The 26,827-nt window shown below is 38.8% G+C and carries 29 protein-coding genes; 8 read left to right on the forward strand and 21 right to left on the reverse strand.

Features of this window, described 5'->3' with window-relative positions; all coding sequences use genetic code 11:
- Positions 1-49 precede the first annotated feature (49 nt).
- Positions 50-823, reverse strand: coding sequence for a YecA family protein (locus tag Len3610_RS11885; protein ID WP_255259588.1), 774 nt, complete (start codon positions 821-823; stop codon positions 50-52).
- Positions 824-1,058: 235 nt separating this feature from the next.
- Between Len3610_RS11885 and Len3610_RS11890 the strand changes: the two genes are divergently transcribed.
- A complete protein-coding gene (locus Len3610_RS11890) occupies positions 1,059-1,409 on the forward strand; it encodes a SpoIIAA family protein (RefSeq protein WP_176448139.1) in 351 nt (116 codons plus the stop codon).
- A gap of 80 nt (positions 1,410-1,489) precedes the next feature.
- Here Len3610_RS11890 and Len3610_RS11895 read toward each other — a convergent pair whose 3' ends face one another.
- From Len3610_RS11895 to Len3610_RS11930, 8 genes are all read right to left on the reverse strand, one after another.
- On the reverse strand, positions 1,490-2,164 hold the full coding sequence (locus Len3610_RS11895) for a hypothetical protein (RefSeq protein WP_176448140.1): 675 nt from the start codon (positions 2,162-2,164) through the stop codon (positions 1,490-1,492).
- Positions 2,165-2,215: 51 nt separating this feature from the next.
- Entirely contained in the window at positions 2,216-2,815 is a 600-nt protein-coding gene (locus Len3610_RS11900; protein WP_176448141.1) for a hypothetical protein, read from the reverse strand.
- Between the two features lie 335 nt (positions 2,816-3,150).
- Positions 3,151-3,300, reverse strand: coding sequence for a hypothetical protein (locus tag Len3610_RS11905; RefSeq protein WP_176448142.1), 150 nt, complete (start codon positions 3,298-3,300; stop codon positions 3,151-3,153).
- Positions 3,301-3,769: 469 nt separating this feature from the next.
- A complete protein-coding gene (locus Len3610_RS11910; RefSeq protein ID WP_176448143.1) occupies positions 3,770-4,630 on the reverse strand; it encodes a P63C domain-containing protein in 861 nt (286 codons plus the stop codon).
- 685 nt (positions 4,631-5,315) lie between these two features.
- A complete protein-coding gene (locus Len3610_RS11915) occupies positions 5,316-6,158 on the reverse strand; it encodes a DUF3800 domain-containing protein (RefSeq protein ID WP_176448144.1) in 843 nt (280 codons plus the stop codon).
- A gap of 38 nt (positions 6,159-6,196) precedes the next feature.
- Positions 6,197-6,844 (reverse strand): hypothetical protein, encoded by a 648-nt coding sequence (locus Len3610_RS11920; protein WP_176448145.1) that lies wholly within the window; start codon positions 6,842-6,844, stop codon positions 6,197-6,199.
- 114 nt (positions 6,845-6,958) lie between these two features.
- A complete protein-coding gene (locus Len3610_RS21000) occupies positions 6,959-7,324 on the reverse strand; it encodes a nitrilase-related carbon-nitrogen hydrolase (protein ID WP_255259589.1) in 366 nt (121 codons plus the stop codon).
- A 125-nt stretch (positions 7,325-7,449) separates the two neighbouring features.
- Positions 7,450-7,692, reverse strand: a complete 243-nt coding sequence (locus tag Len3610_RS11930) for a helix-turn-helix domain-containing protein (protein WP_176448146.1) — start codon at positions 7,690-7,692, stop codon at positions 7,450-7,452.
- Positions 7,693-8,597: 905 nt separating this feature from the next.
- On the opposite strand from Len3610_RS11930, the gene Len3610_RS11935 reads away from it, so the two are divergent.
- The gene (locus tag Len3610_RS11935) at positions 8,598-9,377 is read left to right on the forward strand and encodes a hypothetical protein (protein ID WP_176448147.1); all 780 of its coding nucleotides are present in this window, start codon (positions 8,598-8,600) and stop codon (positions 9,375-9,377) included.
- Between the two features lie 84 nt (positions 9,378-9,461).
- On the opposite strand, the gene Len3610_RS11940 is transcribed toward Len3610_RS11935, so the two are convergent.
- Positions 9,462-9,779 (reverse strand): sigma-70 family RNA polymerase sigma factor, encoded by a 318-nt coding sequence (locus Len3610_RS11940; protein WP_176448148.1) that lies wholly within the window; start codon positions 9,777-9,779, stop codon positions 9,462-9,464.
- Positions 9,780-10,036: 257 nt separating this feature from the next.
- Here Len3610_RS11940 and Len3610_RS11945 point away from each other — a divergent pair, with 257 nt between their 5' ends.
- Complete coding sequence (locus Len3610_RS11945) at positions 10,037-10,243, forward strand: hypothetical protein (protein ID WP_176448149.1); 207 nt, start codon at positions 10,037-10,039, stop codon at positions 10,241-10,243.
- Positions 10,244-10,325: 82 nt separating this feature from the next.
- Here Len3610_RS11945 and Len3610_RS11950 read toward each other — a convergent pair whose 3' ends face one another.
- The 4 genes from Len3610_RS11950 to Len3610_RS11965 all read right to left on the reverse strand — a co-directional run bounded on the left by Len3610_RS11950 (position 10,326) and on the right by Len3610_RS11965 (position 11,745).
- Entirely contained in the window at positions 10,326-10,655 is a 330-nt protein-coding gene (locus Len3610_RS11950) for a hypothetical protein (RefSeq protein ID WP_176448150.1), read from the reverse strand.
- A complete protein-coding gene (locus tag Len3610_RS11955) occupies positions 10,630-11,040 on the reverse strand; it encodes a hypothetical protein (protein ID WP_176448151.1) in 411 nt (136 codons plus the stop codon). Before Len3610_RS11955 ends, Len3610_RS11950 begins: the two co-directional genes overlap by 26 nt.
- A gap of 234 nt (positions 11,041-11,274) precedes the next feature.
- A complete protein-coding gene (locus Len3610_RS21830; RefSeq protein ID WP_176448152.1) occupies positions 11,275-11,436 on the reverse strand; it encodes an ATP-binding protein in 162 nt (53 codons plus the stop codon).
- A 180-nt stretch (positions 11,437-11,616) separates the two neighbouring features.
- Positions 11,617-11,745 (reverse strand): hypothetical protein, encoded by a 129-nt coding sequence (locus tag Len3610_RS11965; RefSeq protein ID WP_176448153.1) that lies wholly within the window; start codon positions 11,743-11,745, stop codon positions 11,617-11,619.
- Positions 11,746-12,400: 655 nt separating this feature from the next.
- Here Len3610_RS11965 and Len3610_RS11970 point away from each other — a divergent pair.
- The 5 genes from Len3610_RS11970 (at position 12,401) to Len3610_RS11990 (ending at position 16,774) form a co-directional block, all read left to right on the forward strand.
- A complete protein-coding gene (locus Len3610_RS11970) occupies positions 12,401-12,724 on the forward strand; it encodes a (2Fe-2S)-binding protein (RefSeq protein WP_176448154.1) in 324 nt (107 codons plus the stop codon).
- The gene (locus tag Len3610_RS11975) at positions 12,714-13,799 is read left to right on the forward strand and encodes an NAD(P)/FAD-dependent oxidoreductase (RefSeq protein WP_176448155.1); all 1,086 of its coding nucleotides are present in this window, start codon (positions 12,714-12,716) and stop codon (positions 13,797-13,799) included. The genes Len3610_RS11970 and Len3610_RS11975 overlap by 11 nt, the downstream gene beginning before the upstream one ends.
- Before the next feature lie 21 nt (positions 13,800-13,820).
- Positions 13,821-14,165 carry a (2Fe-2S)-binding protein gene (locus tag Len3610_RS11980; protein WP_176448156.1) on the forward strand — a complete coding sequence of 115 codons (345 nt, stop codon included), beginning with the start codon at positions 13,821-13,823 and terminating at the stop codon, positions 14,163-14,165.
- Positions 14,155-15,240, forward strand: a complete 1,086-nt coding sequence (locus tag Len3610_RS11985) for an NAD(P)/FAD-dependent oxidoreductase (protein ID WP_176448157.1) — start codon at positions 14,155-14,157, stop codon at positions 15,238-15,240. The genes Len3610_RS11980 and Len3610_RS11985 overlap by 11 nt, the downstream gene beginning before the upstream one ends.
- 121 nt (positions 15,241-15,361) lie before the next feature.
- Positions 15,362-16,774 carry a sodium:solute symporter family protein gene (locus tag Len3610_RS11990; RefSeq protein WP_176448158.1) on the forward strand — a complete coding sequence of 471 codons (1,413 nt, stop codon included), beginning with the start codon at positions 15,362-15,364 and terminating at the stop codon, positions 16,772-16,774.
- 460 nt (positions 16,775-17,234) lie between these two features.
- Here Len3610_RS11990 and Len3610_RS11995 read toward each other — a convergent pair whose 3' ends face one another.
- From Len3610_RS11995 to Len3610_RS12025, 7 genes are all read right to left on the reverse strand, one after another.
- Positions 17,235-18,887 carry a DUF4127 family protein gene (locus Len3610_RS11995; RefSeq protein ID WP_176448159.1) on the reverse strand — a complete coding sequence of 551 codons (1,653 nt, stop codon included), beginning with the start codon at positions 18,885-18,887 and terminating at the stop codon, positions 17,235-17,237.
- Between the two features lie 13 nt (positions 18,888-18,900).
- Positions 18,901-20,502 (reverse strand): FAD-dependent oxidoreductase, encoded by a 1,602-nt coding sequence (locus tag Len3610_RS12000; protein WP_176448160.1) that lies wholly within the window; start codon positions 20,500-20,502, stop codon positions 18,901-18,903.
- Positions 20,492-21,091, reverse strand: a complete 600-nt coding sequence (locus Len3610_RS12005; RefSeq protein ID WP_176448161.1) for a hypothetical protein — start codon at positions 21,089-21,091, stop codon at positions 20,492-20,494. Before Len3610_RS12005 ends, Len3610_RS12000 begins: the two co-directional genes overlap by 11 nt.
- Before the next feature lie 3 nt (positions 21,092-21,094).
- Positions 21,095-23,239 (reverse strand): hydantoinase/oxoprolinase family protein, encoded by a 2,145-nt coding sequence (locus Len3610_RS12010; RefSeq protein ID WP_176448162.1) that lies wholly within the window; start codon positions 23,237-23,239, stop codon positions 21,095-21,097.
- A gap of 49 nt (positions 23,240-23,288) precedes the next feature.
- On the reverse strand, positions 23,289-24,587 hold the full coding sequence (locus Len3610_RS12015) for a C4-dicarboxylate ABC transporter (protein ID WP_176448163.1): 1,299 nt from the start codon (positions 24,585-24,587) through the stop codon (positions 23,289-23,291).
- A 91-nt stretch (positions 24,588-24,678) separates the two neighbouring features.
- A complete protein-coding gene (locus tag Len3610_RS12020; protein WP_176448164.1) occupies positions 24,679-25,344 on the reverse strand; it encodes a hypothetical protein in 666 nt (221 codons plus the stop codon).
- Between the two features lie 39 nt (positions 25,345-25,383).
- Positions 25,384-26,493 (reverse strand): ROK family protein, encoded by a 1,110-nt coding sequence (locus Len3610_RS12025; RefSeq protein ID WP_176448165.1) that lies wholly within the window; start codon positions 26,491-26,493, stop codon positions 25,384-25,386.
- Positions 26,494-26,827 lie beyond the last annotated feature (334 nt).

The raw sequence follows: 26,827 nt of genomic DNA on the forward strand, positions 1-26,827 counted from the left end.
TGCCAATCGTTCAACAAATTTCGGGGCGTCACTGTGACCTATATCCCCCCTACGCCCCACAGCATTTCTTATATTTTTTCCCGCTCCCGCATGGACATGGGTCATTCCTGCCGATCTTTTTGTTCACAACAGTTTTCCCGTCTTGATTTGTTGCAGTGGTGGTTTTCCGGGTCATTCCCGACTTGTCCATCATATGATATGGCTCATCGGGTAGCGGCTTCAGCATCGGCTGTTCTGTTCGACTGTGCAATTCATGCGGTGTAAAACCGTTATTCTCCCACAACCGGACGTTATTGGAAAGATCCATGACAAGTTGCATCACTTCCTGAACTTGCTTCTCACCTTCAAATACAATGCCCTGCCTTTCAAATGCCTGGAAAACATTATCCAAAGAAAAACCAAGTTCACATACATCATGAATTTCTGCACACAGCTCTTCCGCTTGGTACGCATCCCCATCGAAAAAATGCTGTTGCACATATTTTTTCAATGCATGATATTCCTTCGTCCGTTCAAAATACAAATCATCTTTGTATTTCAACAGTTCTTTTTGATTCGGAATGTAGAATGGCTTATTCCGACGTTTTGCCAATTCCTGCTCAAATTCATCAAATTCCATAATCGCCTCATGTACAAAATAGCCCCCATAGAATTCAACAAAGTTTTGGTCCAGTTCATCCACATGATTGTTTGCCTTGTCATCCACATCCGCTGCTTCAATGTTTTCATCATTTTGCATATTGTATATCTCAACAACTTTATCCCTGTGAACCAGTCCATATAAGTTTGTAAGGGCAATGATATAATCCATCACCATACTCATTAAAAATCCACCTCTTTCTGTCGCACCTTTTTCCTACTATATTAACATATTCTTTCAGGGGTCTGTCCCCCATCACGTTAATGCGTTAATGCATTGAAGAATAGTCCCCCCCCTGCTGACAATCGTTCGACAAACTTCGGGGTGTCACTGTGACCGAGAGATAGGGACCTCATGTTTCATTTCGTATTCGGCGTGAAACACTGCATACAAAGATTAAAGTGAAAGGGTGAGATAAATGCTGGAAATAAAAGGTGAAAACCAGGGTGAGATTTTAGAGGTGACGACTGAGGGGACAGCGACACAGGATGACTTACAAAAATTTGAGGAGGGTTTAAAGACTAAAAAGCTTCAAGAGGACCCTGTCAACATTTTGTTTATTTTCAAGAACATTGATGGAAACACGCCAAAAGCGATGTTGGAAGGCTGGAAAATTGTTACACATCTGAAAAGCATAAAGAAAAGCGCTATTGTCGCAGATGAAACGTTTGTAGGCCTTAACGAAAAAATAGAAAAACTTATACCGGGTGTGGAAATAAAACAGTATCCGCTGGAAGAACTGGAAGCAGCAAGGGGATGGCTTAAGTGACAGGTGCAAAATAAAAATGCTACACCAGCCTTAATATGATTTCTGATAAAAAACATGATTTTTTACACAAATTATATAGCTCACTCTGAATCCGAAAAAGAGTTACAGTCAACCGATTCGTCTATACAGTGAATTACCAACTTTAATAAAACCCTATTCTTATCTATTTCTTTAGAGATAGAACTGATTGAAGCAAGAAGTAGTAGCCAAACAATTGCCAGAATAATTAGATATATATATGAAGCTGTTGAATTAAATTCTAATAATCCATTTATTAAGGGCACAATAGATGATGTTATTACTGCTATCAAAATCGTATAGGTAACTATGTTGATCGTTTTTAGTTTTGGGCTTTCAACTCTACCCTCTAAGTAAATTCTCAACATTTCTAATTTTTCTTTAGTATTGAATTCTTTTTTTATCTCCTTCTTCACACTACCAAAGTTTTTTATGAGGGCTGTTTCATTAAAGTTTTTAATTTTTAACAATCGTTCATGCAAATTCAACCAATGTTCTTCTCCTAACCAATCTAACATATTAGATTGGTTAGTTTTTCTTATAAGATGCCAGTTATATATTTTTTCACTGATTTTTTCTGAAAGTAACAAGAGAAAATTCATTATAGCTATAACAATTAAAGCAGCAATAATCATTTCTGTTATTTGGTTCTTTATATTCTCAAAGTCAATGAATACTTCTCTTCCAATAATTAGTAGCAATAAAAAATTTAAAATAATATAAGTTAGCTGCTTCATAACAAATCCCTCAATTCGGGCCGGATGGCTAAAAGTTTCTTCATTTCATGGTTATTTACCTTCCCTATAAGAATTGTATAAAACAATCACATAATGATTTTTTATCAATTTTGCATTAATAACGCCTAATTCAATGATAGAGTCATACCCTTTAATTTCAAGGTCATCCAGAACATATGAAAAATAAAACTCAGGCAATAATCGACGCATAGAGTGATGCCATAACATATTTTTATCTTTCAATTTGGACAAAATGCCATGTTGAACAGCCCTTAACCAGCGAAAACTATTACCACGCAAATTTTCCGGTAAATCATTCAATATATCTGTGATAAAGCTGTATAACCATACTGCTGCCAACAATTCAGAATCATCTTTTGCCTTAATGAGGTAATCAGCCGTTTGCAAGGTTCCTTTATTTAGGGAATCACCAAAAAATAGAAAACTAAAGGAATTTTTAGTGACTTCATTGATACGCTCCTTATAATCATCTTTATATATCCAATCGTATCCATAAATACTGTGATTCGTATCCTCATATTGAAATTTGATATGTTCTAAGTGAACAGGCTCCAACAGTTCTGGAGCAAGACGACCAGCAATCAGTTTCCAATTAACATAAATGTCTTTCCATTTCACCACTTCCAGCATGACTTAATCCCCCTCACATTTATAAATAAAAATAAATCTATGCATGTTATATGAAGTTTGTAAAATAATTTCTTGCAAAGCTTTTGATCCATAATTGGTTATAACTATATTTCGATGAAATGCTACAAAATTCCTGCAACAAAGTGACACTTTTATACTAATAATTTTTTAATTCTATATAAAAAACTATAGTTCTACTAGTATTCAAGAACTAAAATTACTTCTATACAACATGCCATCGAGGAAAAAGACAGTGCCTACAGGTTAAACGGACCAGCATTGGAGTTTCTAAATTCACTAAATGATTTAAAAGCAAGAATTGATGAAGTTTCTCCTCATTTAGAAGAAAAATAAGAATTCAGCGTCAAATATCCTTTTAGTTTAAAAATATTTGACGCTTCTCCTCCTCCCTGCCTCAACAAAGCCACCTGCTCATGATAAGCTGCATCAATAATCGCCAGATGCTTGGCTAATTGCTCCTGCATTCCCGACACACCCCAATACCAATCTGTTGATTAATCTCTACTTTTGCTTCGGTTATAAGCACTTCCCCCCTAAAAAAACAATGTATTCTTTGCTGATTCCCGCATCTTGACCATGGTCAATCCATAACGCGGGGCCACTATTTCCTGGCATTCATGGCTTTGCATAATGGTTTCGGCAAGGTTTTGAACCAGACTCGAATCTTCCGGATAGATTTCGTGCGTCTTTCATTGAGATGCAACTCCTTTTCGTAATACCATCAGCCATCTTCGATATTTGGTTGGCCAATTATGTATAATCCTTCTTGTAAATCTTAAGTGAATCCAAATTAGAGCTTGCTTACTGAGTATCCACATTTTCCGGAGACCGATTGGTGGCTATGAACAATTAATTCATACAATAAAAATTCGGGAAATAACAGGCACCCTTCTAGCGAAACTATCTACTTAAGTTTAGCGGTGCAACATCATCCTAAAATAAGGTTAGCTGAATTCCGGACTTACCTTTAAACTCTTTATCAACTAATTCTCTTAGTTCATAAATCGTGTTACAACTTCTCGCCATGCCTATAATTTGCCATATATGTTCTGTAAGTGCCCTAACCCCATGATTTTCATTTAACCATTGATGATATTTAACATGAGAAGGCATCATAGGCTTATTATCTCGTAAATATTTTGCAAGATCTTCATCAATGCAATCGTAAATAAATTCATTTACTAATTTTCCCCAGTACCTTGGCCTAGAATGAATATTCCCCTCCCAATTAGTCAACCTGCCAAATTGTCTCCATAACTCGTCAGGAAACGTCTTTTCCCAGTCTCTTAATTGATCTGCCAAGAAGAATTTAAGTTTTAGCTGCAATGCATTTTCTTCCCTTAAATTCTGGTAACCTGTTGCTTCATCAATTAAGGCTGTTATTCCAACTTTTGCACAGGCTAAAATATATTGTTGTGCGTTAATTACAATGTCTTTCTGTGCATTACTTAAATCTTCCTTGTTGTTTGCTTCAATAAATGCTGTACAAACATCCATGAAATCCTCTGAATTGTAGCCTTTTTCAACTTTCCCATTCAGCATAAATTCAACAGCGCCTTGTGGAACCCTGTCATTGTTTTTATCATTTAATGGTGTTAGCCTTTCTGGTAGATACTTCTGTATATTTGATGCGGCGAGATAATTTCCAAACTTACCATGTTCTTTACCTCTTAATGCTTTTGTTAAATTTGAAAATCGGAAAATCCTTTGGCCATTGTCTAAAACATAACATGGAAGTTCATTAAAAACTTCCAAAACACCACTTGCTATTACTTCTGCTCTTTGTGCGTCCATATTAAACGCTCCCTTTTAAAATAATAATCATGAACACTTTTGACTTTCCCCATTTCACTATATTATTTTCTATAATTTGTTACTCTTTCCTTTCATATCCAGCATGACTTTTGCATCTCATCCATGATTAATTAACATATTGTCTGGTGCGGTGCACAACAGGAAGTTTGCCTGATATGAGGACATAATCCACTTCGACAATGGCTTCCTCTTAATCTGTGGTGGCAGTTCAGCCGGTCGATGTAATAATTAATCCGCCACTCGTTTTGTTTGAAATTCTCCTCGAATGTTTCAACTCCCCATAAACATTAGATATATAGATGATCTTTCACCCCTACAATCGAAACAAATTGCCATTTGGGGCATGGAAATGTTTTTTTCAGCTGACAACGCCGCCTTTTCCAGGTTCATTTCGATTGTAGGGATGAAGAGGCATATAAACATTTATAAAAAAAAGGGGCTTCACTCAAGTGTTCATTTTTATTTGGCAGAAACTGGCTACTTTAGTTTAGCAGTCACAATAGCAACCATGATGGTATTCATGCTATCTTCTACAAAAAAATCAGGTCTTTTTCCCTTGACATTTAGAATAAATAAAATTATTATGTATATAACAATAACTAATGAGCTTGTTTTTCTCGAAGGCCTACGTGCCACGTGGGCTACTGAGTAGAGGAAAGGGGGCTCATTTATTTTTTGGTCTGTACGCCTTATTATATACAGCCTCCCTGGGAATAAATTTCCAGTGCCTGTATGAGTGTTTCCATCTTTTTGATTTGTCACCGTTTGTACCAGTTGACTCTCCAATGTTAAAGTTAGGATAAATGTCTCTGATATGACTGTAAATATGTTTGTACAACTTTTCTTTTGCTATTGTTCTTTTTCCTCTTCTTTTTGATCCATCTGCTTTCGCCAAATGTTTATTATTTAACCTGAATTCCATGGCCCCTAGTACGATATCAATACATTGCAAAATAACATGATTATGCGATTCTGCTTCAGCAATGTCGTCTTTACTATGAATGACAATATTATTTAATTGAAAGTCGGGATCAAACTGTAACTTATAAATAAAGTTAATAAACGCTTGGTTTTTTTTCTTTGTATCCGGTAATTGATCAAAAAATGGATAGATAGAGACTCTCTTCTTCGGATTTGAATTAGAATATATAAGACCAAATGCATGCTTAAAAAATTGGTAATAAAGTATAAAATATTCATTTTGCTGCTGATAATAGGACAGTTGATTTATCTCATATCGATTATGTGTAAACATTATCCTCACTTTAATTTTATCCCTTTTCACATAATAAAAGAATTGATCCATCAACTGTTTATATTTATCCAGATATTTTTCGGTTACCTTCTGCCATTTAACTTCATTAAAAAGATTCAATTCCTCTTTTTTCAATTCTAATGAACCTCTTACAATATGAAAATCATTTGATCTAACTAGAGCACCACCATAAAAATTGCTGAAATACTTCCCGCGTTTTTCAGATTCATCACAGTAAATGATATATTGCATAATTTGCTCCTTTTATATAACCCAATTCAATTGTTGATCTATTTATTTTTTTCGCCTTTTAATTGTTCAAGCCATTCCAGAATATGGGTTCTATCAGAGTTCAAAATATATTTTTGTGATTTTTCGGCATATTGCTTTAATAGATTTTCATGAACTAATATTTTAAAGACCACCATAACTGGAACACGTGGTGTTTTTTTATAATTACTTTCTGTTTTTATTTCATTCTCCAATACTTTCAGGACATCTGAAATCTTTACATACTTATGGGAATCAATTATTCCCAGTGCACGATTAACAATCTGTTTAAATAAAGGAACTGGCACCACATTTGACGTGATCATTTCATTCTCATTTCTTACTTCGAACCGAACATTTCCCTCTTTCTCTTGCCATGTAATGTTTTTCGTATCCTGATGGTCACTAACTGAGTAAAACTCATCTGAATCTTTCACATACGATTCCTGATCGTTTTCTATTTCTTTTAAAAGTGTCTTTGTTTTTTCTTTCAATTCATCTGTCTCTGTAATAAGGGAATTTATTTGTTCGGTTATGTTTAACAATCTTTGTACCTCTTCGTACTCTTTATCTGTTACAGCAGTAGTCATTTTATTATTTAACTTATCATCCAGTGATTTGTAGTTATCCTTCAAATGTTCAAATAGTTCCTTTTTAAAAAGTTCCATTTCACTTCTCCCTCGATTTCAATTTCTTTTATTATAAACAAAAAGAGTAAGTAAAACAACAATTTTTTTACTTTTAGATTGGAATTGGAAATAATGAATGTCACAACCGGTTTTTCATCCTCCCATAAACACGTTAATGAATACCGGTGCGTTTGTTCCATTTGGACCATAGAATAAGGCAGTGCAATAAAGCGTCCCCTGACTACTCTCACTGTCCTTTTCAATCACACCTATAACAACATAAGCACCTGCCTGTTTTACTGCTTTTCCAATTTGCTCTGTTTCTGGTCCAGGTATAGTTGAAGTAGGTTGCCATGGGGCCTTTGTCCGGCTGGTACGATTCGTAGGCCCGCTACAATTGCGACTAAGCCTTCCTGAGAAAATTCCTGATGCGATCGCGGATGTCAGCTTGTGATCTGAATAGTGAATTCCGCCGCTTGTTTTGCCTAAAAATTTCTCGAACGCTATTCGGTTGTCCATGTGATTTGCTCCTTTGTATGGATTTAGGTAGATAGGTTGGAAAGGTGTTTGTGGCCTTATTTGTGGGTCATGCACGCTTGGGGGAGCGAGCTTCAAGAAAGGTAAGTACGCCGTTGATACGAGAACTATTGATCCTCACTCTGAACAACCTTTTTCATCTCATTAACGAAATAATTGGGAATATCCAGGACGGCTGCCATTCGGTATAAATTCGTGATGCCTGATTCGCTTTCACCGCGTTCAATTCGGCTGAGGCGATTGGTGCTGATCCCCAATTCTTCCGCTAATTCCTGTATCGTGAAATCATGCTGTTGTCTATAATACCGGACTTGCTGGCCAAAATGCTTTAGAAGTTTTTTGTCGTCCATGCCAATCCCCCTTCTCAAAGAATATTATCCTTGCAAAGGGGGAAAAGGTACACAACATATATGTGGTATTTTAAAATTTTTTTAGATATTTTATGAAACCGAATCTGTTTTGAACGAAGCGTTATTCGCTTGCTTCCTTTGCTGATTGTTCTTCCGCTTCCAGTCTTGCCTGTTGCAATAATTCAAAATCGAATGCGCCGACTTCAATATTATCCTGCATTGACATAAAGTAACCCTTTATCTCAGAGTCCGGCATACTTTTGACATAACTCCAAGTGTCATCTTTGGGTTCAGGCAAACATAATCGAAAGAAAAGTGTTATGCAAGGCTCACATAGCTCTCTTTCGGAAATCGATTGTAATGATGAAATTTTCTACTCAACGACAGATTTCAACAAAACTTGGAAAGTGACGGGCGCGTAATCAACAACATCCTCCTCTAAACCACACGCTCGTTCAATCATGACATCCATCAGAAAACATCCTTTCTACGGCAATTATGATTGGCGGCTGGTGCAACAACCAGAATAGGGTTAATCTACCATGCGTGCTTCCCAAAAGAGGGAGCGACAATCGGTGGTGCACCGTGGTCGTTGGAGTCAGACTACAATAACGGGCTCTAACGCACCATAGTAATACGACCTTCCTCGTCAGCCGTAGAACCAGTATCGGCAATCCGAACCATTTTCATTCTCTGTGGTGCAGCGCTGGTTTTTGCGCTGCATGTGTGACTACAATCGAAACATTTATCTTTTGGGGGTTATAAAATAAAAATTATTTTTTATTTCCTCCCAAAATGCTACTATTTCCAGATTCCTTTCGATTATAGGAATGAGGGGGTAACGTCTAACTGGAATAGGACAATCGTCACAGGACATAGGTTGTTTATGAAAGGAATGACAGCCTATGAATAACATCCAAATGTCCCGTCCAAATGAGTTGGTATACATTTGTCTTAAATGGATCATACCAACCTATGTTGGTTTAGATATTCCGACAGCACAGTTGAATCGTGAACGTAGGAAAGTCTCTGAGGAAAATACCTCATCCATATTGCCGGAAGTGATATTTGATCCATCCAGTGGACACTATCTTTTGGCAGGTGGCTATACGACTTTTTATGCATACCAGCTCGTTCATAACCCTAACACACTAGTACCCTGTAAAGTTTTTTATCAATTAACAGAAGATGAACGTTATTTGCTTACTTTGGACTGGATGTTGAAGAATAATATTACGAACTGGTATAACAGGCATGATATCATCACGAAACTGATGCGTGATTTCCGGTACACTCTATACGATTTGAATACATTCCTGAAGAGACCCAAAAAAACTATACAACGTTACTTGGATCCACCGCCACATATCGATAGAGAAACCATCCGGCAACAAAAAGAAAGCATTATTAATAAAATTGACCTGGAAGCTTTAAAACATGAGCATAACAAAGATTATCTCTATATTCTTATTCTTTATTTCGGATTACATATCTCAGATGATCAGCTTAAATATTTGCGCTGGATAAGAGGGAATGATATCAAGTTTGAAGAATGTCGCTTAACTTTAGAACAAGAACAGCAGCTAATTGATAAAGCACTGAATTTAAAACAAGACTTTCTGGAACAGATCCGGTCAATGATTAACGACATGCGAATCGAAAATGGCGACGGATCCATTTTCTAATCGTGTCGTGATGCCAAAAAATGAATGCATCCAATTATTAGATCATTTTCAAATTTCCTGTCAGACTCAGTATACACGTTCTTTCTATTTCAAGAAATCATTAATAGTACTACCAACAGATTCCTCAACCTTATCAGGAGTAAAATAACTTGTATGAAACCATTTACCATAGGTTTCCTTCCGCATCAGATCGATCATACGATTACGGATGATATAGTTGAAATACGTTGCCATTGGTCCCTTCTCCGGCCGGTATTTCTCATAGGCGTTCCACATCGCAACCAGACCTTCCTGATAAAATTCCTGATGCGGATCCTGGATGTTCAGCCGATGGATGTAATAGTAAATCCGCCGCTCGTTTTGATTGAAAATCTCCTCGAATGTGATGTTACCTTTCTCCATTTTCATCCTAGATTAATAGACGATCTCTCACCCCTACAATCGAAACAATTTGCCATTTGGGGGCATGAGAATGAAAAATATTTTTTATTTTTTCGACTGGCACGCCACCTTTTCCAGGTACACTTCGATTGTAGGGGTGAGCAGGCATCTGACATTTATGAAAAAAAGGCCTCACTCAAGTGTTCATTTTTATTGAGCGAAAACTGTCTACTTTAGTTTAGCAGTTACAGGAAGCTAATGATTCGCTAAAGCTTGAATTGGAAGAACTCAACACAAACAAGAAAAAAGTTGACGATGAACTGGAAAACCATGAAAGTGAATTCAGTGAATCGAAAAATAAGATTGACCGTTTGAATTCTGAATCAGAAGAAAAAACAGGCAAAATTGAAGAACTCCAAGACAAAAATGCTTCATTACAAGCTGACGTCAGGATTGGAGTCTACTATCGCTTCTGCAGAGACTAAAGCCACCAGTTTTATTCAAACCAGCAGCTACCATGACTTTAATTTCATTTGACATAATGTGAGGATTGACAGGCACCCAAAATTAGAGTGCCACATTTTTTTCTGCAGACAAACTTCCTTTAATCACGATCTCTCCTGAAATAACTTTATCCAAATGCCACCACCATTGTTCAGTAGGCTCATCAGAATCAGAAAAATCATAAACTTGTTCTAAATGTTTTTTGAATTCCTCGATATTGTCCAATAAATACAGATCATATAGGTACAATTTTAATTTTTCCTGATTTGTCATATTGTTCAATTCCTTTTCTAAATGACTCCTAAGAGATAAAGCATTCAATGTTTCAAACGGACTTAAATTTAGACTGTCTAAAAGCGTTCCGTAATCATTTACTTTCTTCGTCATTGACATAACGTTCGACCTCCTTTATAACCCCCAGGTAAACATATCCTTCTTTCTTAAAATGGTGTTCGTATGCCGCATCTGTTATTTCATAAGCAGTTTCCATCACACCATCTTCTCCAGCAATAACTTCCCAATTTCGCTCATCATCACCAATTGCGAAATAATGTTGATCAAAGAATTTCTTATAATACAAGTATAACTCATTCAAGTTATTGTTAACGATACGTTTAATCAGATTATTGTAATCGTCCAAAGTAAAATCATTAGGAATATGTCCTAATTCTTTCCTTTTAATCAGGTGCCCTTCTCCCTTTCCTGGCTTCCAAATAATCTTATCTTTTCGCATTCTCCTTATTACTTTCAATGATTTCTTCAGTATATTTATATCCAATTTTACACCTCCGTTAACAACACTTCAATGGATTAGAAATTTATTGTTCTAATTTTGCGAATTTTATCAGGGGATTTATTGTACTGAGGAAGCAGGACGGCATTGGATAAGCCGACATAGCCTATCCCTGCGACTGTGATTTTAACTCGAGAAGTGACAGTCACACGTGTTTATACGTTTTCATTCGTTATACCAGCCAACTGATAGATGCTCATGCCATCAAATTGACTCGTTTCACTCGGGGAGAGGCAGAATCGAAGGAAAGGTTTCTGCCAGTAAGCCCTTTCCACACCCAGGTGGGCCCGTCATTAAGACGTTATGACCGCCCGCAGCAGCAAATTTCCAGTGCTCTTTTCGCTTGTTTGTGACCAATAATATGCTGGAAATACTTCTCATAAGCTACTGGCTTGAGATCCGCTGTTTCAGTAGAGGGCATAGCAGTTATCGCAAACGAAGAAAGTTAACCGGAAAATGAGGCAATAACGTCATGCAGTGTTTCAACAAAGCAAAATTCCATATCATCTATTTGCGGAAATGACGTATCCTTCATTGGTGGCAAATACAAAAGTTTGACTCCTACTTTTGGGCAGCGACTATCGCTGGAAGCATCCCGTCAACAGGTTTTATCCCGCCACCCAGTAATAAAACACCCAGAAAAGCAGCATCATCCGGGATGGCATCCTTAATCTCTCCCGCTTCCTTCATAATCCCAATCGCCATCGCAAAATCAAATATCGGACTATTTTCTTTTGCTCAGCTGGAGACAAGTTAATCACAATTTTCTTTTCCGGATCTTCACACTCATTCGCATACAAGGCCGCCATCACACGATTTTTTTACTCCTTAAGCAAAGCATACGGCATACCAACAATATTGCCCCCTTCCACCCCCGGAAAAAGCTGTAATTATACTTCCACACGATACCCTTCAATCCCTTCCAGGACAATACTCGACACAATTTTAGCCATTATCTCTCACACCTTTTTACCAGTCATTGATTAGGTATAAGATACGCTATATTCTGTTAAAAGTCAAGAACTTTTGTTCGCATTTATGACCCTTAAAATTGCCTTTTGAACACCAAAAAGGATTAGAATTTCTATTTCAGAAAGCTATCAGAAGTAAAACCCTGAATAAAGAAAAAGAACAAGAGAAAATGCCATTTTGACCAAACGTAATTTTTCTCATCCATAAAAAAACCACCAGCTCCTATACAATAATTTTATTAGACCTATAATGACAAAATTCGGGGCGTCACTGTTACCTTAAAAACAAGTCTTAAAATGATAAGACGTGCATATACATACAGATAATCCAATCTTCATTATAAAATTCAAAAATAAATCAAGGAGGGTTCCAAGTGCAAATTATAAATCATCCTGTACTCGAAGACACGGTAAACGACGAGATTACATTTCATCTCGATGGGAAGTCATTTAAAGCCTATAAAGGGCAAACAGTTGCCGCCGCATTAATGGCAAATGACATTAAAAAATTCGGGCATAGTCGAAAACTCCAGAAATCAAGGGGCTTATATTGCGCCAATGGACGGTGTTGCAATTGCTTCATGACCATTGACGGACTGGATCATGTATTAGCTTGTATGACATTAGTTGAAGATAACATGCGTATCAGCCTAAATAACTCTGATCCTGATATAAGGAGTGACCGGGATGGAAACTGATGTGTTAATTATCGGAGGTGGCCCAGCAGGTCTGAATGCTGCATTTGAACCGGCTTCGAATGGCATGAACGTCACCATTATTGATGAGTCATTTTCATTTGGCGGACAGCTTAGATCACAAACACAATATTTCGATCATTTGCCCCGCCCCTTCAACAGAGAAAGAGGTACTAATCTTAGCCGGAAACTCATTGATCGTTTGCTTCCTTTTGATGTTGACTTTTTACCACAACATACGTTTGTCGGTAAATATAAGGATGGCACGATTGGTGTTAGCCATAAAAATGAAGTCATTCCTATCAATGCTAAAAAAGTCATAATCGCTACAGGCGCAGCTGAAGAGGCGATTATGTTTCCCGGATGGACATTACCAGGGGTGATGACAATAGGCGCAGCCCAAATATTAATGAATCGTGATCGGGTAATGCCAGGGAAAGATGCCATTATTGTGGGTTCTAATGAATTTGCGTTTGATGTGGTTCAACAATTAAAAGATGTGGGTGCGAATGTACATGGTATTGTGGAAAGCGATTCTCAAATGCGCCTCCAAAACAGTCAAAAAATAGAAGCGTTTAAAAACTTGGGTATTCCACTATATGTCAATGCATCAATTACGGAAGCTCAAGGAAAAGGAAAAGTGGAAAAAGTATTTCTCGGTAGGAACGGAGAAAAAATTAACCTTGACGTTGATTTAATTTGCATTGCAGGCGGGCTCATGTCCATTCTTGAGCCGTTTGAAATTATGGATTGTAAATTGGTTTATAACCAAGCCCTTGGCGGCTGGATTCCCGAATATGATAAGCATTTCGAAACAAGTAACCAATCGACTTATGTGGCAGGGAATGCAGCTGGCATCACAAGCATAGGTGGTATTCTAACTACAGGCGAACTGACAGGCGTAAGTGTGATGGCATCCCTTGGCGTTTTGAAAAGTGAGGAAGCCGCCGAAAGAAAACGGGATTTATGGCATCAATTATATCAAATAGAAGGAATCCAACGGCCGGATACTTATCATGCACGATTAGCAGCAATTAAAGATTTTAACACATCAAAGGATAGAACTTTAACCAAATAATTTGTTAAGGAGGAGCATTAATTGGATCAATCAACTATTGTTTGTCGTTGTGAAGAAATTAACATTGATGAAATCGAAACAGCCATAAAGATGGGAGCTGAAACATTTGATGACATCAAAAGACTCACCCGTTGTGGAATGGGGCCGTGTCAGGCAAAGGTATGTATGAATTTGGTAAGGCAATTGATCTATGACTATGCCGGGAAGCCCTTATCGGATATTCCCCCTGCAAGATTACGTATGCCCTTAAAAGTCACCCGGATGGAAACCTTAGCCAGTAATGATAGCCCAAGCAGCTCTTCAAGTGTTATTTCAGTGTTTAATGAAAGCGCCTCCAATCAGGGTGGTGACATACGTGAAAAATAGTTATGATATTGCGATTATTGGAAGCGGTGCAGTCGGCAGCAGTATCGCTTATCATCTATCGGAAACAAAACAGAAAGATATATTAGTGATTGATAAAGGCTTCCCGCTGGCTGGCACTTCAGGCTCTACACAGGCATGGGTATGGGTGCATCCTAAAACACCTTCCTGGTATGGCGAGTTAAATATGTATAGTGCTGAGTTATATCCCATTCTTGAGAAAAAAATTGGTGATGTTGAATATCGGCGAACAGGCGGTATCGCCCCATTTTTCTCGGAATCTGACCGTAAAGACGCTTTGAAATTAGCTGAAGCACAGGCCGAAGCAGGCATCAATATCGATGTTTTGAGCCGGAAGGAAGTATTAGAGAAAGAACCGGCATTGTCACCAAACATTGCTGGGGCAACGTTTAGTCAATTGGACGGAAATGTTAATCCTTTTCGTTTAGTTGAACTGTATATAAAAGCAGCCAAAAAAAATGATGTAACATTTTCATTTTATAACCGAGTCCATGATATTCAAAAGCGAAAAGATACGTTTACCATTCATACCGAAAAAGGTGAATTTGCCGCCAAGCAGCTGATACTGGCAGGAGGTCCATGGACAAAAGAGCTGGGGAACATGATTAATATCACTATTCCCGTGAAACAGGTGCGTGGTCAAATTCTTGTGACTGAACCATTGGCCCCTCTGCTAAAACATACGATTGGCGGGATACGACAAGCCAACAACGGCGAAATTCTAATAGGCTATTCGAAAGAGGAAGTTGGGTATGATCGGCGCACGGACTTAGATGTTATCCATGATACAGCTAACATGGCTGTTCAGTATGTCCCCGATCTGGCAAAAGCAAATGTGGTACGGTGTTTTTCCGGAATTCGTGTAATGCCTGAGGACGGACTTCCGATTATTGGAAATTTACCAGGATTAGAAAATGCATTTATTGCATCTATGCACAGTGGCATTACATTATCACCAATCGTTGGAACCTTGATGTCGGAATTAATCTTTGATGGGGAAACGAGCATCGATATTCAAAATTACGATATTCAACGGTTTGAAAAAATGAAGGCCTAATATGGTAAAAACCATATAAAAACTTAACATTTCATAGAATTGGTAATTGTTGAACCACCGTGGCCTTTTAATAGAGAAGGAACGAACTAAGCTTGAGTGAGCTGTTAGGGAGGAGATATCTATGGATGAAATTACAGCAATTATCATTTTTTCCAGCTTGGTATTGATAATTATAGGCGCAATATCGCTGTATGTTGGTCGCAGGAAAAAGGGTGAAGAGAATTGGACGGTTGCTGGCAGATCGTTACCTTTGTATGTCGTTATAGGTACGCAATTTGCAAGTGCACAGGGCGGCGGGATGTTAGTAGCTCAAGTTGGAATTGGCTACGGCGCCGGGTGGTCTGCCATCATGTACGGAGCTTTTATAGGCATCGGTCTTTTTATATTAGTGATTATTGCGAAATGGCTTAGAGTAGAAAAATTCTCTACAATTCCTGAAATCTTCATTAGGTTGTATGGAAATCACAAGATCTTAGTGACATCTGCTACATTAATGACAATCGTTGTTCCATTCGGATGGGTTTGTACACAACTTGTCGCATTTGGAAGCCTGTTTTCTGAGATAACAGGTGTATCTTCTTCACTGCTTGTAGTCATTTTTGCAGGTATTAGTTTAATTTTTATCCTGCCGGCCGGATTAGCTTCAGTAGCATGGACCGATTTTATATTCGGATGTCTGATGGTGATTATGGCTGTAGCAAGTGCTGTATTTGCCGTTAATCTAGCTGGTGGATGGGACACCATGTCCAGCAATGTTCCCCAAGAAATGATTCGTTTTCCAGAAGGATTAGGGGCAGTGGGGTTGGTAACGATTGCATTGTGGTCACTATCTACCTTACCTGGGACTTTAACCAACCAAATGTACTATCAAAGAATATTTGCAGCTAAAGACGCTGGTACAGCAAGGTGGTCATTAGGCATCACGGCTATTATCATTATACTATCCGTTGTTTGGGCATCTATTATGGGAATGTCTATCCGTTCGATGAATCCTAATTTGGAAAATCAGGAAATGGCTGCTGGATGGTTTTTAACACAACTGCCAATCTGGTTTTTGGGGCTATATTCAGCATTTATTATAGCGTCTATCATGTCAACGATAAGTAGTGCAGTCCAATCTGTTGTAGCAAATATCACGCGCGATATATATAAATCCTATATCAATCCTGCAGCAAGCGAGAAAAAATTATTGAAGTTATCCAGAATGTTCTCATTTCTTGTACTTATTATAGGTATTAATTTATCTATATTGTTCCCAGGGGCTTTAGATTGGCTTGTAGCAACCTATGCATATTCTGCTTCCGGTTTATTAGTTCCGATTTTTCTTGGCTTTGCCTTAAAAAACACACGCTTTTTAACGCAACAGGGCGTTATTGGCAGTATATTCCTTGGGGTATTAGGCACAGCAATTGCCCACATGATTGGTACTGAAATTCCTTATGCTATATTTGGGTTAGTCACTTCTTTAATTGGAATACTCGTTATCAGCTTTTTTACAAACAATAAAAGCGAGCCGGACTCTGCTGTCATCTAATGCAGATTTATAGAGTTTATGGATAACAATATGATAGAACGTTTTTGGCAAAGCCATGTCAAAGGAGGCACACCCTTGGCGCGAACTAACATAGGAAAGGCTGAATTTATAAGATGGGAAAGGAAAGGGACAAAACGAAGGATCTTTCAACATTTGAGCTTCTTTGTGTTTTCTAGTGTTGTTCAACTGTTCAGTCATCCAAAAAACAAACTTTGTAGTCAATCCTTCTTGCATATGACACTGTCCATAATACACCCCTATTAGTTAGAACCACTCAACGATTAAGTTTTTAATTCCAATTGACTTAATATTAAATCTAACGCAGTTCCACTTATGGTATAGTACCTAATTTTAGTTAAGACTATGTCACCGTCTTGATAGAATAGTTTATCAATAATCCCTGCACCTTATCGAAAGTACTTAAACCCCGGCCCATTCAAGGCCGGGGTAACTACATCCATTATAATCCCAATTCCGGTTCCAATTCTGTTTCAAAAGTTCTCGGCCATGGCAGTTCAACATGGACGTTTTCAAGATTTTCAATCATTGTATAAAAATCTTTATTTCCTCGGCTGCCAATGTATACGTCCTTTCCTTTGAAATGCTGCTCATACCACATTTCTGTTTCATCCTTCAGATTGTCACGGACAAAATGGTTTACTTTATCATAATCATCGCCGAGCTGCCAAGGATTTGCTCCTATTTCAGTAATAAACGCATCGGTATCAGGTTTCACAACATTTTTATATCCTTGATCCAGGGCAAAGCGATGCAGTAAAAATTCATAGTGTGCTTCCGCCGTTTCTTTATAATATGGCACCCCAAAACCGGATTCCTGTGAAAGAAACGCATCCCTTGCTGCAGCGTGACCAACCGTAATTCCTAAGGCATTACCAGCCGTGTTCCATCCGCTATAAGCCCAAATTTTGCTTAAGTCTATTTGATCGGCAAGACCTTCCACAAAAGGCTCATCAGCACGATTAACAGACAGTACATCGCCGATAGCCACCTGTTTATCCTCGGAAACCCATCCGCTGATTCGATCAATCATGCCATTGATATCAGCTTCTCGTTCACTTGATTCTTCAGAGGGCGTATTTAACATCAAATGAATATCCGCTTCTCCTTCATCTTCAGTGATAACGCCACCGGCCGATTCAATATGTTTTTGAACGTTTTCATCAAATGGCGTATCTTCCAACGGTGCCACCCAATCTGCACCATCAATACCACCGTATTCTACATAAAAACTGGGCGACTCCTGATAGAATTGGGAAGCAAACCTTGATACCAGTACAACATCAACTTCATCTGCCCCGGGAAATATGGCGACTTTATCTTCTACACCAAGCGATTCCGCCTTATCAGCAAGAATTTCACGTTCCGCACGATGGAGGCCATATGGGTTGGCGTCATCCTGGGCAAGGATCAGATGGTCGATGTAGCCCTCTTCGGCCCAATCAATCATTTGTTGGTTAACTTCGTGATTGCGTTCCCGGGCTGCTAAGTAATCCTCCAACACGCTTTCCGGAATAACCTGCTCTAACTCTTCCAATCTTTCACGATCCTCTTCCATGTCCAAGTTATGGACTTTATCATAAAGAATCGCCCATTCCCTGATCAAATCATAGTACTTCCTTGATTCTTCACTTATAGCAGTAACAGCAAGCCGCTGAATCGTATCATAGACATATACCGGTTTATCCGGATGTTTTTCTTTAAGTTCTTTGATTACTTCTATGTTGTCCACAGCCTCATCTAATGATTTCTCACCAGTCCTTGAGGCAATCAGCCCGCCATACGCCAACATGCTGGTTGAAATCACAAAACCATCAGCACGTTCACTGTTCTCCAATAGCCACTGACCAACTCTTTCACTGTTACCGGGCGTATTATAATAGCCAATCATCTCTTCTGGCGGATTTATAATGTTAACCCCGGCCGACTCACCCACTTTTTCGGGAAAATAGAGGTTTGCTGGACGATCATCCAACGGGACCATTAATAGATTTGCCAAATCATCGTCGGAACCCTTAGCTGATACGCTGCTAACAGTCGAAAAAAACAAAACTACTGTGAGGATTGAAAAAAAACCTATTTTAAGAGATTTCATCTAAACGACTCCTTTAATTTTGATTCTCTCCAAATGTCGCCTCCATTCTTGCTACAGGATCATCTTCTATTGAATCATCCCAATCAAGAACCTGGCTTGCATTTTCCAATTCGTTCTTCAAAGCCTGATAGTCGACTTCCTGCACAGTTGTATCGTTTTTATGGGCTAAAGCAGCCGCTGCTCCTGCTGACTGACCAAGGATCATAAATACCGGTTCCATCCGGATTGATCCATAAGCAATATGAGAGCTTGATAAACAAACTGGAACCAGCAAATTGGTGCATTCTTCGGACTTTGGACGAATAGAACGATACGATATCGGATACGGGGAAATCGGAATTTCCACATCGCCTTCGTTATAAGTTCGGCCATTAATAACTACACGTCTGCAATGATGTGAATCCATCTGATAAGAAGCCAATCCGATAGAATCTTCAATTGCCGTATTTCCCAGGCAATTGTTGTCGGTCATGACATAGTCGGAAATCATCCGCTTCCCTTCCCGAATATACAGCTGATGCGGCCAATGACCCGTCTCCTTGAATTCGTCTTTTGCCAACCCCCATTGAGATACTTCATCCCGTATATACTTTGGAACACGTGTATCGTTTGCCAAGAAGTAAAGCATCCCTAAATCATAGATGAAATGGTCCTGAAAAATGCGTTCTCGTGTTTCGTAATCCCCTTCTAGCCAATCATAGTTCATGCCTATGTTGTCAGTTGAAAAAGCACCATGATTATTCAAATCTGTTTTGCCATTTGGCAGCATCGTATGAAGCTTCATGGCATCCCAGACACCGGATTTAATATAACGCAACAGTAATAAATACCGACTCGAACTATAATTGGGCGGTTTAGGGTAGGGGACTCGATTCTCAGGGTCTTTTGTCAGACAAATCCTGAAGTTATAAGCCTGAATACGTTTATCTCCCTGCCCCTGGAAACCCAACGTTTCATGACTGGTTTCCGTTATTCCCGGCAAAACACCACTCTCCGGATAGCCTTCCACTGCATAAGGGTCGATCCATTGTTCAAATTGATGGTGCGGATGACCAAATTGAACACCATTGTACTTTTCTTTATAGGTGGCATTGGATTCCCGTCCTACAAAATACGAAATACCCGCTTTCGCCAGCAAATCACCTTCATAACTGGCATCTATGAAAAAATCACCTTTATAGACATTCCCATCATCCATAGCGATCTCTTTGATTTCACCATCCTCACATGTTACTTTATCTAAATGCTGTTCGAAAAAAACATCAATATCATGGTCTGACAGCCATTTGTCAAACACATACCGAGCGGCTTTTGGTTCGAATGTCCATTGCTCATCAGTTTGATAGTATTTTCCCAGCTCCCGGTAGAACTCTCTGGACAAACCCCCGATTGCTTCCTTGGCTCCCAGATCAGTTGCTCCCAGTCCACTTGCTGTGATACCGCCTACATTTCTGCCAAATTCCGCTATGGCCACGCTCAATCCCATTCTTACAGCTTGCACAGCTGATGTTATACCCGCGGGCGTGCTCCCATAAATGACTAAATCTCTTTCTATCATGTGGGGGTTATCAGACTTTTTAACAGGTACGTAGTAGTGCAGATTGCTAAAATCCATTATGGAATACCTCCTTTGTTGATATGTTCAAATAAGCGTCCAGATCACCAATACATGCCTTTGTAAAGGTGTGCGCTCCTATTTCACTTAACGCTTTAATGCCTGATGAAATACTAAAAATACTGAAATTAATCACTCTAGCTTTATATTGTTTCGAAGCCTTTCCAAATCTCGCTTCCTCCAAGTGATGGAACAGTTCATGAAACAAAATGACATTCACCACATTTTGAAATAGTTCTTTTTGTGGAATATCACTGGAAAACTGTAATAAATCCTCCACCAATGCTTCGATAATGTTCACATTCAAGGTTATCGTTTGTGTCTTAACATGGTAAATGCTGTATGGGATCAGCCGGGCATCCGGGACTTGCTCACATTTAACTTGGACGCCAAGAGTGTGCAAGACGTCTATTATATTAGTCTCCTTAAAATGCCGATGAACCCAGACTGCATATTTCTCTCCTGTCAGAACTGCTGCTGCAATAGCTTCTTCACGCTGACTTTCACTTAATCTGTCATATAATGGATCAGCTTTTAACAGTTTCTCATTTCGGACATCGTCTGGTAAAAGCACATCTGTAAAACCCATTTATTATGCACTTCGTTTCCCTATTATCACGACGAGATTTGTTTGTGGGTCAACACCCTGCAGTTCCACATTAACCAGGGCCATAATCTGATTTAAGTCAATTACACCGGAGCAATCGATGATCCGCTTTCCTTGCAAGATGTAGACATCCGGAACTTGGACGCCACCATCTCCATAGCCGACGACATCTTCAAGAATTGACATAAAACTGTTTTTGATTTTTTCAACATTCATGGATATGATAGATGCACTGTTTTTTTTAAGCTTGATGACACCTTCATTATCAACAACATGCACGACGTCTTTCCGTTTTTTCATCAAACCCCATAATTTCCTTTCTTCTTTTGATGTTTTAATGACATGCAAACTATCGGTTTTATCTTCCTCGACAACCTCATCGGGTTTTGTTTGATAGGTTTCGACGACTTTTTCTTTAATTTCATCTAATGTGAGTGTTTTTCCAAGTTCTTTTGTCCTTAAGTCTGTTGCTCCTGTACCAATTGCCCTTACGATGTTTTGTGTGGCATCAACTTCAACTTGAACTTCCACGGTCGATAACTCTGCCCCCGCTCTGACAACAGCTTCTTCTGCTTCTTTCCTGATTCTCAGGATGTCGTCTTCGCTCGGATTCGACATAGAACGCTCCACAACTTCACGTACCATCGCCAGGGCGACCCCAATCGGGGAAATAACCTCGGCATTTTTATTAATTGTTGACTTGAGACCCTTTTTCTCCGCCAGGAACGGAACGACCGCTGATGCACCACCGCCACCACCGATCATGTGAAGCCCGTCAAGGTCCAAGTCATAATCCTTTATCATTTTATCAATGACAGCCATGTTCTTTTCGGCTGCTTTTTCCGATATTTCAAAGGCCAATTGTTTCGGGTCTTTTCCGGTCTCATTGGCCAAAGCCTCAATGGCAATCGCTGCGGACTCTTTATTCCCGTATGCATAATGCTCTTCCTCAACATAGCCAAGGTAATTGGCGACACAGGCAAGCGTTACTGCAAATTGTTCTCCCTGTTTATTTTCAAGCGCTACATAACTTTTTGAATCTCCTAGCGTTGGTTGTATATAAATGACTTTAATATCTTCCAGTAACTTCGGATCGGTATAGACTGCATAAGGTAGATTCGCAATATGTGCACTCCGTGGACCGACCTCTAAAATTTGGTTATTCTCGACTTTTACCATGCTGCCTCCAGCAATACCAACTGTCCGCACATCCAGTGAGTTAACATACGTCTTGTGTCCGCCTATTTGGGCATACTCAATCATAACTTTGCCATTTTTGATAACAGAAATATCTGTACTTGTTCCCCCAACTTCCAAAAATATTCCATTCGACACTTTTTCATACATGAGAGCCCCTGCTACACCTGCTGCCGGTCCGGATAACATAGTTAAAATTGGACGGGACCTTACTTCGTCCACGTTCATAACCCCACCGTCACACCGCATAATCATTAGCTGGGATTGAATGCCAGTTTTTTGAACACTTTCTTCCGTCATATTTACTGTTTGGATCATTTTTGGAAGAATACTTGCATTCAGTACGGCTGTTTTTGTACGCGTTTTCAGGCCATATAATTTAGATACTTCTTGTGTTGCAGTTGCGGGAATATCAAATCTTTTAGCTGCATCCATTATTTTCCGTTCTCTTGTTGGATTATCCACACTGTACGATTCACTTGCTACGATAACTTCTGCATCGTCATCTATTAGAGTTTGAATAGTCTCTTTGGCATTTTCCTCATTAAAATCAGATGTGTCCAGAAATTGATGGCTGGATCGCAAGTAGCGATCTTTCGCTAATTCAATTTCATCAATTTTACTATCGGCCTTTGCTTTCTTTCCCTCTAAACCTGTACCAAGAGCAAAAATCCCAACTTTTGATACGTCGCCTTCCAAAAAGGCATTGGTAGCTTGAGTGGTTCCATGTGCTAAAAAAACCACATCAGAAACCTTGATATCGCCTTCTTTCAATAATTTTTCCAGCGATTGAACAATACCTAAAGCTACCCCTTCCTGAGCAACGTGTGTGGTAGGTACTTTGGCTTTACCTACTAGTTCATAGGTTTCGTTATCAATAGCAACGGCATCTGTAAAAGTTCCTCCTACATCAATACCTATTCTGACTTTCATGTCTAAGTTCCTCCCATGTTGTTATATATTACTGTTGAGATAAACTATCTTAAAAATAGAGGAATGCAGCGATCGTCACACCAACGGCACATAACACCCACACATAAAGGATGATCTTCCGCAATACCTGATTAACATCTACACCAGCATAGTTTGCCAACCAAACATTATGTGTATTTGTTGGATCAGCAATTGCTTGCATTCTTTCGGTTGAAAACAGCGCTCCCATAACTGCAGTCGGAGATAGAAGGTTTAAACTAATTATAATACTAGCAATACCACTTCCAAGCCCCCACATATTAAGTGGACCTCTATACAACGCCAGGGGAGCCAGCAAAGCAAAAAATGCTATATATCCAGCTATATTCGTCGGTATAACGGCTTCGAGCAACGGACTCATAATTTCCCCTACCATTGGGTGACTGACTGATTCAAGAAGCATTCCAATACCAATCATTAGCATAATAACGGGAGCAACATCAGATATACCGTCATAGGCTGTTTTAGTTAAAGTATTCACGAATTTGCGGACGGATTTTTGTGTAACAATTAAACTAAATAAAATCGCGACAATAAACGATGGTATGATCGGCCAACTAAATCCGATAACCATTGCAATCGGTATAAGGGGAGTAATCAAAGCAATCATAGATACTTTCTTTTCCTCTTCCTCACCGCCAAACTCACCGTTTGATTGTGGCCACGCCGTTCCAAAACCATGTCGTTTATATTCGACCAATAGGAATATTAAGGTAAACGTCCCAGCAAGACCTACCATTATTAATGCGAAACTTTGAAGTGTATCTTGACTTACCGATAAAACACTCATGTAAAAGTTCCAATTCGCTATATTTAAAGATAAACCAGTCCCCATTGCGAATAAGAATAATGAAACTGCCGTTATCCCCGGTACACCTATACTAAACAGAATTGGCAAAACAATACTGCCCACCATAATAACTGCCCCCAGGCCTCCGACAGTTGTAAATAATATAGCAATAGCAACCGTCAATAAAACAGTCACAACCAAAGGCCGATCTCCACCAAGCTCAGCCGCCATTTTAATCGTTCGATTCGTAATCCCTGTATCAATCATGATACGCCCCAGCCACGCACCAAATGCAACTGCAATGTACGCACTAGCCAGACTGACAGTACCTGCTTCAATAATACCTGAAAGTATGCCTGTATCCGTTCCATCTTCACCTACATCAAAAAACGGAACACCAGCTATTAAAGCTATTGCTATTGCAAGAATCGGCATTGCAAGCATAGTTGGCAATTTCCTTGCTATCATAAGGCCAGCTACAATTAAAAATACAACAATGATTAATATACCCTGAAACATATTAAAACCTTCCCCCTTAGGCCTTCTAATCATTATAGAAAGGATTATAAAGCATTATTTAAAATGACAACGATCCACTAACATTCAATCGTTAGAAAACAATTGAATCTTTTATTTCTCTAGTAGCAGATTCGATGGATTCTGCATAATGACCTGTCACAACCGCGCCAATCATTAGGGCTTTTACGCCAGTATTTACTAAATGTGGTATATCCGATTGTGTTATTTTCCTTTGACTAGGTACAATTACAGGAATGTCTAAAGCGTTTACAATAGATTGATATTTTAACAAGTCTTCAAAAATTAATGCTGAACCATACTCTTCACCTGGAATGATAGAAGCTTCAAATGCGTCTATTGATGAAGTGTTCATAGACCTTAATGTTTCAATTGAATATGTTGAGTCACCTGCCACAGTTTTTTCAAGTTCCAGGTCAAGCATAAAAGACGGCATATGTTTTAAATACACGGAGTAATAATGGAACCCTATTTTTTCCAATTCTTTCAGTTCTGCTTCGTGTATATTCTCAAGGCTCCCCCCGGGAACAATACCAACCGGTCCGTAAAATTCCTTCACCAATTCCTCGAAAAATCCTAAATTTTCCTTTAATGAGCCAAATGTATTGCCGCTTGCCCGGTGCTCCACGTTCAGATGGACTTTTAAAGCATCTGCCCCACCTGCAATTGCCGCTTTGGCTGTTTCCATATTGTTAGAAGGTAAACTTACAATTAATGAAAATTCCTTTTCATACAACATTTTCTTTAGACTCAAAGTGCTCACGCTCCTTTTCAATCATTACATTTTAAATACATTCAGCAAAAACATCTTCGCTCCACCGATAAAAAATACATTTTTACCTGCATTGGAAATTTGGACTTCTAAATCATCCAATTCATAATAGCCAAAATTCCTGACATTTTGCTCCACCTTTTCTTCAATTTTGTCTAGTTTTGAAATATCACCTCCTATAATAAATAAAGACGGGCTAAGCAAGGTGGAAATGTTAACAATCCCTTTCCCCAGATAGCGGGACACTTTATTGATAACATCGGAAACGTTTGAGCTGCTGTCTTGATAGGCTTCAGATATTAAATACCATGTAAGGTCCGGCTCATTCAATTCCGTCTTGAGATTTTCAATGATCTGCTCAGATGATACAAACGTATTTAAACACCCTATTTTTCCACAGGAGCAAATTTCCCCTTCATCCGCCACCTTCATATGGGCCACATGCTCAACAGGCAGCGAAGGGACACCTCCTAACTGAATTTCGCCATCCAAATCCAAAAAACAAATATTTTCCTTTTGGTTCCTATTATGCGCCTCACCCAGCGCAGCAAAATTCACTCCCCGCTCAATTATTACAGGAACGCCCAGCATAAACCGCAGAGCTTCATCCACCGTGATAAAATCAGCGGATAAAGACGTGCTGATCGATACCCGACTGTTTTTAAAGGATTCCGGTAATCTCACACCGATGGAAACTGAGGAAATGTTGTTATTCTTTTTAAATTGACTAAAAATCTCCACAATAACATTTAAGATATCTTCAATCGGAAGGTGTTTTACCTTTCGGATAACGATATTTCCAACATCCAGTGAAGCGGTTACATTGCCGGCATAAATATGACTTTCATTGATTAAAAAACTGATATTGCACCCCATTGCCCGGTTAACACCAAGCAATTTTTGCGAACGCCCCCCCGTTGAAGGACTAGTACCTATTTCTTTTATGTACTTTTCATTGATCAATTCATCAACGATTAATGTTACAGAAGCAGAGCTCAACGCTGTTTGTTTTGCTATATTCTTTCTTGAAATTTTTCCTGTCTCCAGGATAACGTTGAAAATCTTTTGTTTGTTTTCTTTTTTATAGTTATCCAAATGAACTCTTTTCTTACCCACTTGAATGTCTCCCTTTTAATAACTTATTTTAAAGTTTAAAATAAGTTACCCTGAAAATCAAGGTTTTTTTAAACTTTAAAAAAACTCTTGTTTTTTATACTATAGATTGAGAATTGCGGTGCAATGGTAAATAATTGTGCAGCGAGGCGCTTACAGAACATGCCTGAGGGATGAAAAGCTGTTCTTCCTAAAAAAAGAAAGTCCAATAAAATACCTTTGGTATGTATTTCCAGTTAACTGTTCAATGGTTTACCGTTCACTCAAGCCAAGACGCTCCTTGGCGGATCAAATTAGCTTTGCCCTTGTATTAAATCATTCAGAGCTTGAACATATT

The organism is Lentibacillus sp. CBA3610 (assembly GCF_013373365.1).
Taxonomy (GTDB): Bacteria; Bacillota; Bacilli; order Bacillales; family Amphibacillaceae; genus Lentibacillus.

Excerpts from the sequence above, each read along its gene's own strand:
- Len3610_RS11885 (WP_255259588.1), bottom strand. The coding sequence starts at position 823 with ATGAGTATGGTGATGGATTATATCATTGCCCTTACAAACTTATATGGA.
- Len3610_RS11890 (WP_176448139.1), top strand. The coding sequence starts at position 1,059 with ATGCTGGAAATAAAAGGTGAAAACCAGGGTGAGATTTTAGAGGTGACG.
- Len3610_RS11895 (WP_176448140.1), bottom strand. The coding sequence starts at position 2,164 with ATGAAGCAGCTAACTTATATTATTTTAAATTTTTTATTGCTACTAATT.
- Len3610_RS11900 (WP_176448141.1), bottom strand. The coding sequence starts at position 2,815 with ATGCTGGAAGTGGTGAAATGGAAAGACATTTATGTTAATTGGAAACTG.
- Len3610_RS11905 (WP_176448142.1), bottom strand. The coding sequence starts at position 3,300 with ATGCAGGAGCAATTAGCCAAGCATCTGGCGATTATTGATGCAGCTTAT.
- Len3610_RS11910 (WP_176448143.1), bottom strand. The coding sequence starts at position 4,630 with ATGGACGCACAAAGAGCAGAAGTAATAGCAAGTGGTGTTTTGGAAGTT.
- Len3610_RS11915 (WP_176448144.1), bottom strand. The coding sequence starts at position 6,158 with ATGCAATATATCATTTACTGTGATGAATCTGAAAAACGCGGGAAGTAT.
- Len3610_RS11920 (WP_176448145.1), bottom strand. The coding sequence starts at position 6,844 with ATGGAACTTTTTAAAAAGGAACTATTTGAACATTTGAAGGATAACTAC.
- Len3610_RS21000 (WP_255259589.1), bottom strand. The coding sequence starts at position 7,324 with ATGGACAACCGAATAGCGTTCGAGAAATTTTTAGGCAAAACAAGCGGC.
- Len3610_RS11930 (WP_176448146.1), bottom strand. The coding sequence starts at position 7,692 with ATGGACGACAAAAAACTTCTAAAGCATTTTGGCCAGCAAGTCCGGTAT.
- Len3610_RS11935 (WP_176448147.1), top strand. The coding sequence starts at position 8,598 with ATGAATAACATCCAAATGTCCCGTCCAAATGAGTTGGTATACATTTGT.
- Len3610_RS11940 (WP_176448148.1), bottom strand. The coding sequence starts at position 9,779 with ATGGAGAAAGGTAACATCACATTCGAGGAGATTTTCAATCAAAACGAG.
- Len3610_RS11950 (WP_176448150.1), bottom strand. The coding sequence starts at position 10,655 with ATGTCAATGACGAAGAAAGTAAATGATTACGGAACGCTTTTAGACAGT.
- Len3610_RS21830 (WP_176448152.1), bottom strand. The coding sequence starts at position 11,436 with ATGAGAAGTATTTCCAGCATATTATTGGTCACAAACAAGCGAAAAGAG.
- Len3610_RS11965 (WP_176448153.1), bottom strand. The coding sequence starts at position 11,745 with ATGAAGGAAGCGGGAGAGATTAAGGATGCCATCCCGGATGATGCTGCT.
- Len3610_RS11975 (WP_176448155.1), top strand. The coding sequence starts at position 12,714 with ATGGAAACTGATGTGTTAATTATCGGAGGTGGCCCAGCAGGTCTGAAT.
- Len3610_RS11990 (WP_176448158.1), top strand. The coding sequence starts at position 15,362 with ATGGATGAAATTACAGCAATTATCATTTTTTCCAGCTTGGTATTGATA.
- Len3610_RS11995 (WP_176448159.1), bottom strand. The coding sequence starts at position 18,887 with ATGAAATCTCTTAAAATAGGTTTTTTTTCAATCCTCACAGTAGTTTTG.
- Len3610_RS12000 (WP_176448160.1), bottom strand. The coding sequence starts at position 20,502 with ATGGATTTTAGCAATCTGCACTACTACGTACCTGTTAAAAAGTCTGAT.
- Len3610_RS12005 (WP_176448161.1), bottom strand. The coding sequence starts at position 21,091 with ATGGGTTTTACAGATGTGCTTTTACCAGACGATGTCCGAAATGAGAAA.
- Len3610_RS12010 (WP_176448162.1), bottom strand. The coding sequence starts at position 23,239 with ATGAAAGTCAGAATAGGTATTGATGTAGGAGGAACTTTTACAGATGCC.
- Len3610_RS12015 (WP_176448163.1), bottom strand. The coding sequence starts at position 24,587 with ATGTTTCAGGGTATATTAATCATTGTTGTATTTTTAATTGTAGCTGGC.
- Len3610_RS12020 (WP_176448164.1), bottom strand. The coding sequence starts at position 25,344 with ATGTTGTATGAAAAGGAATTTTCATTAATTGTAAGTTTACCTTCTAAC.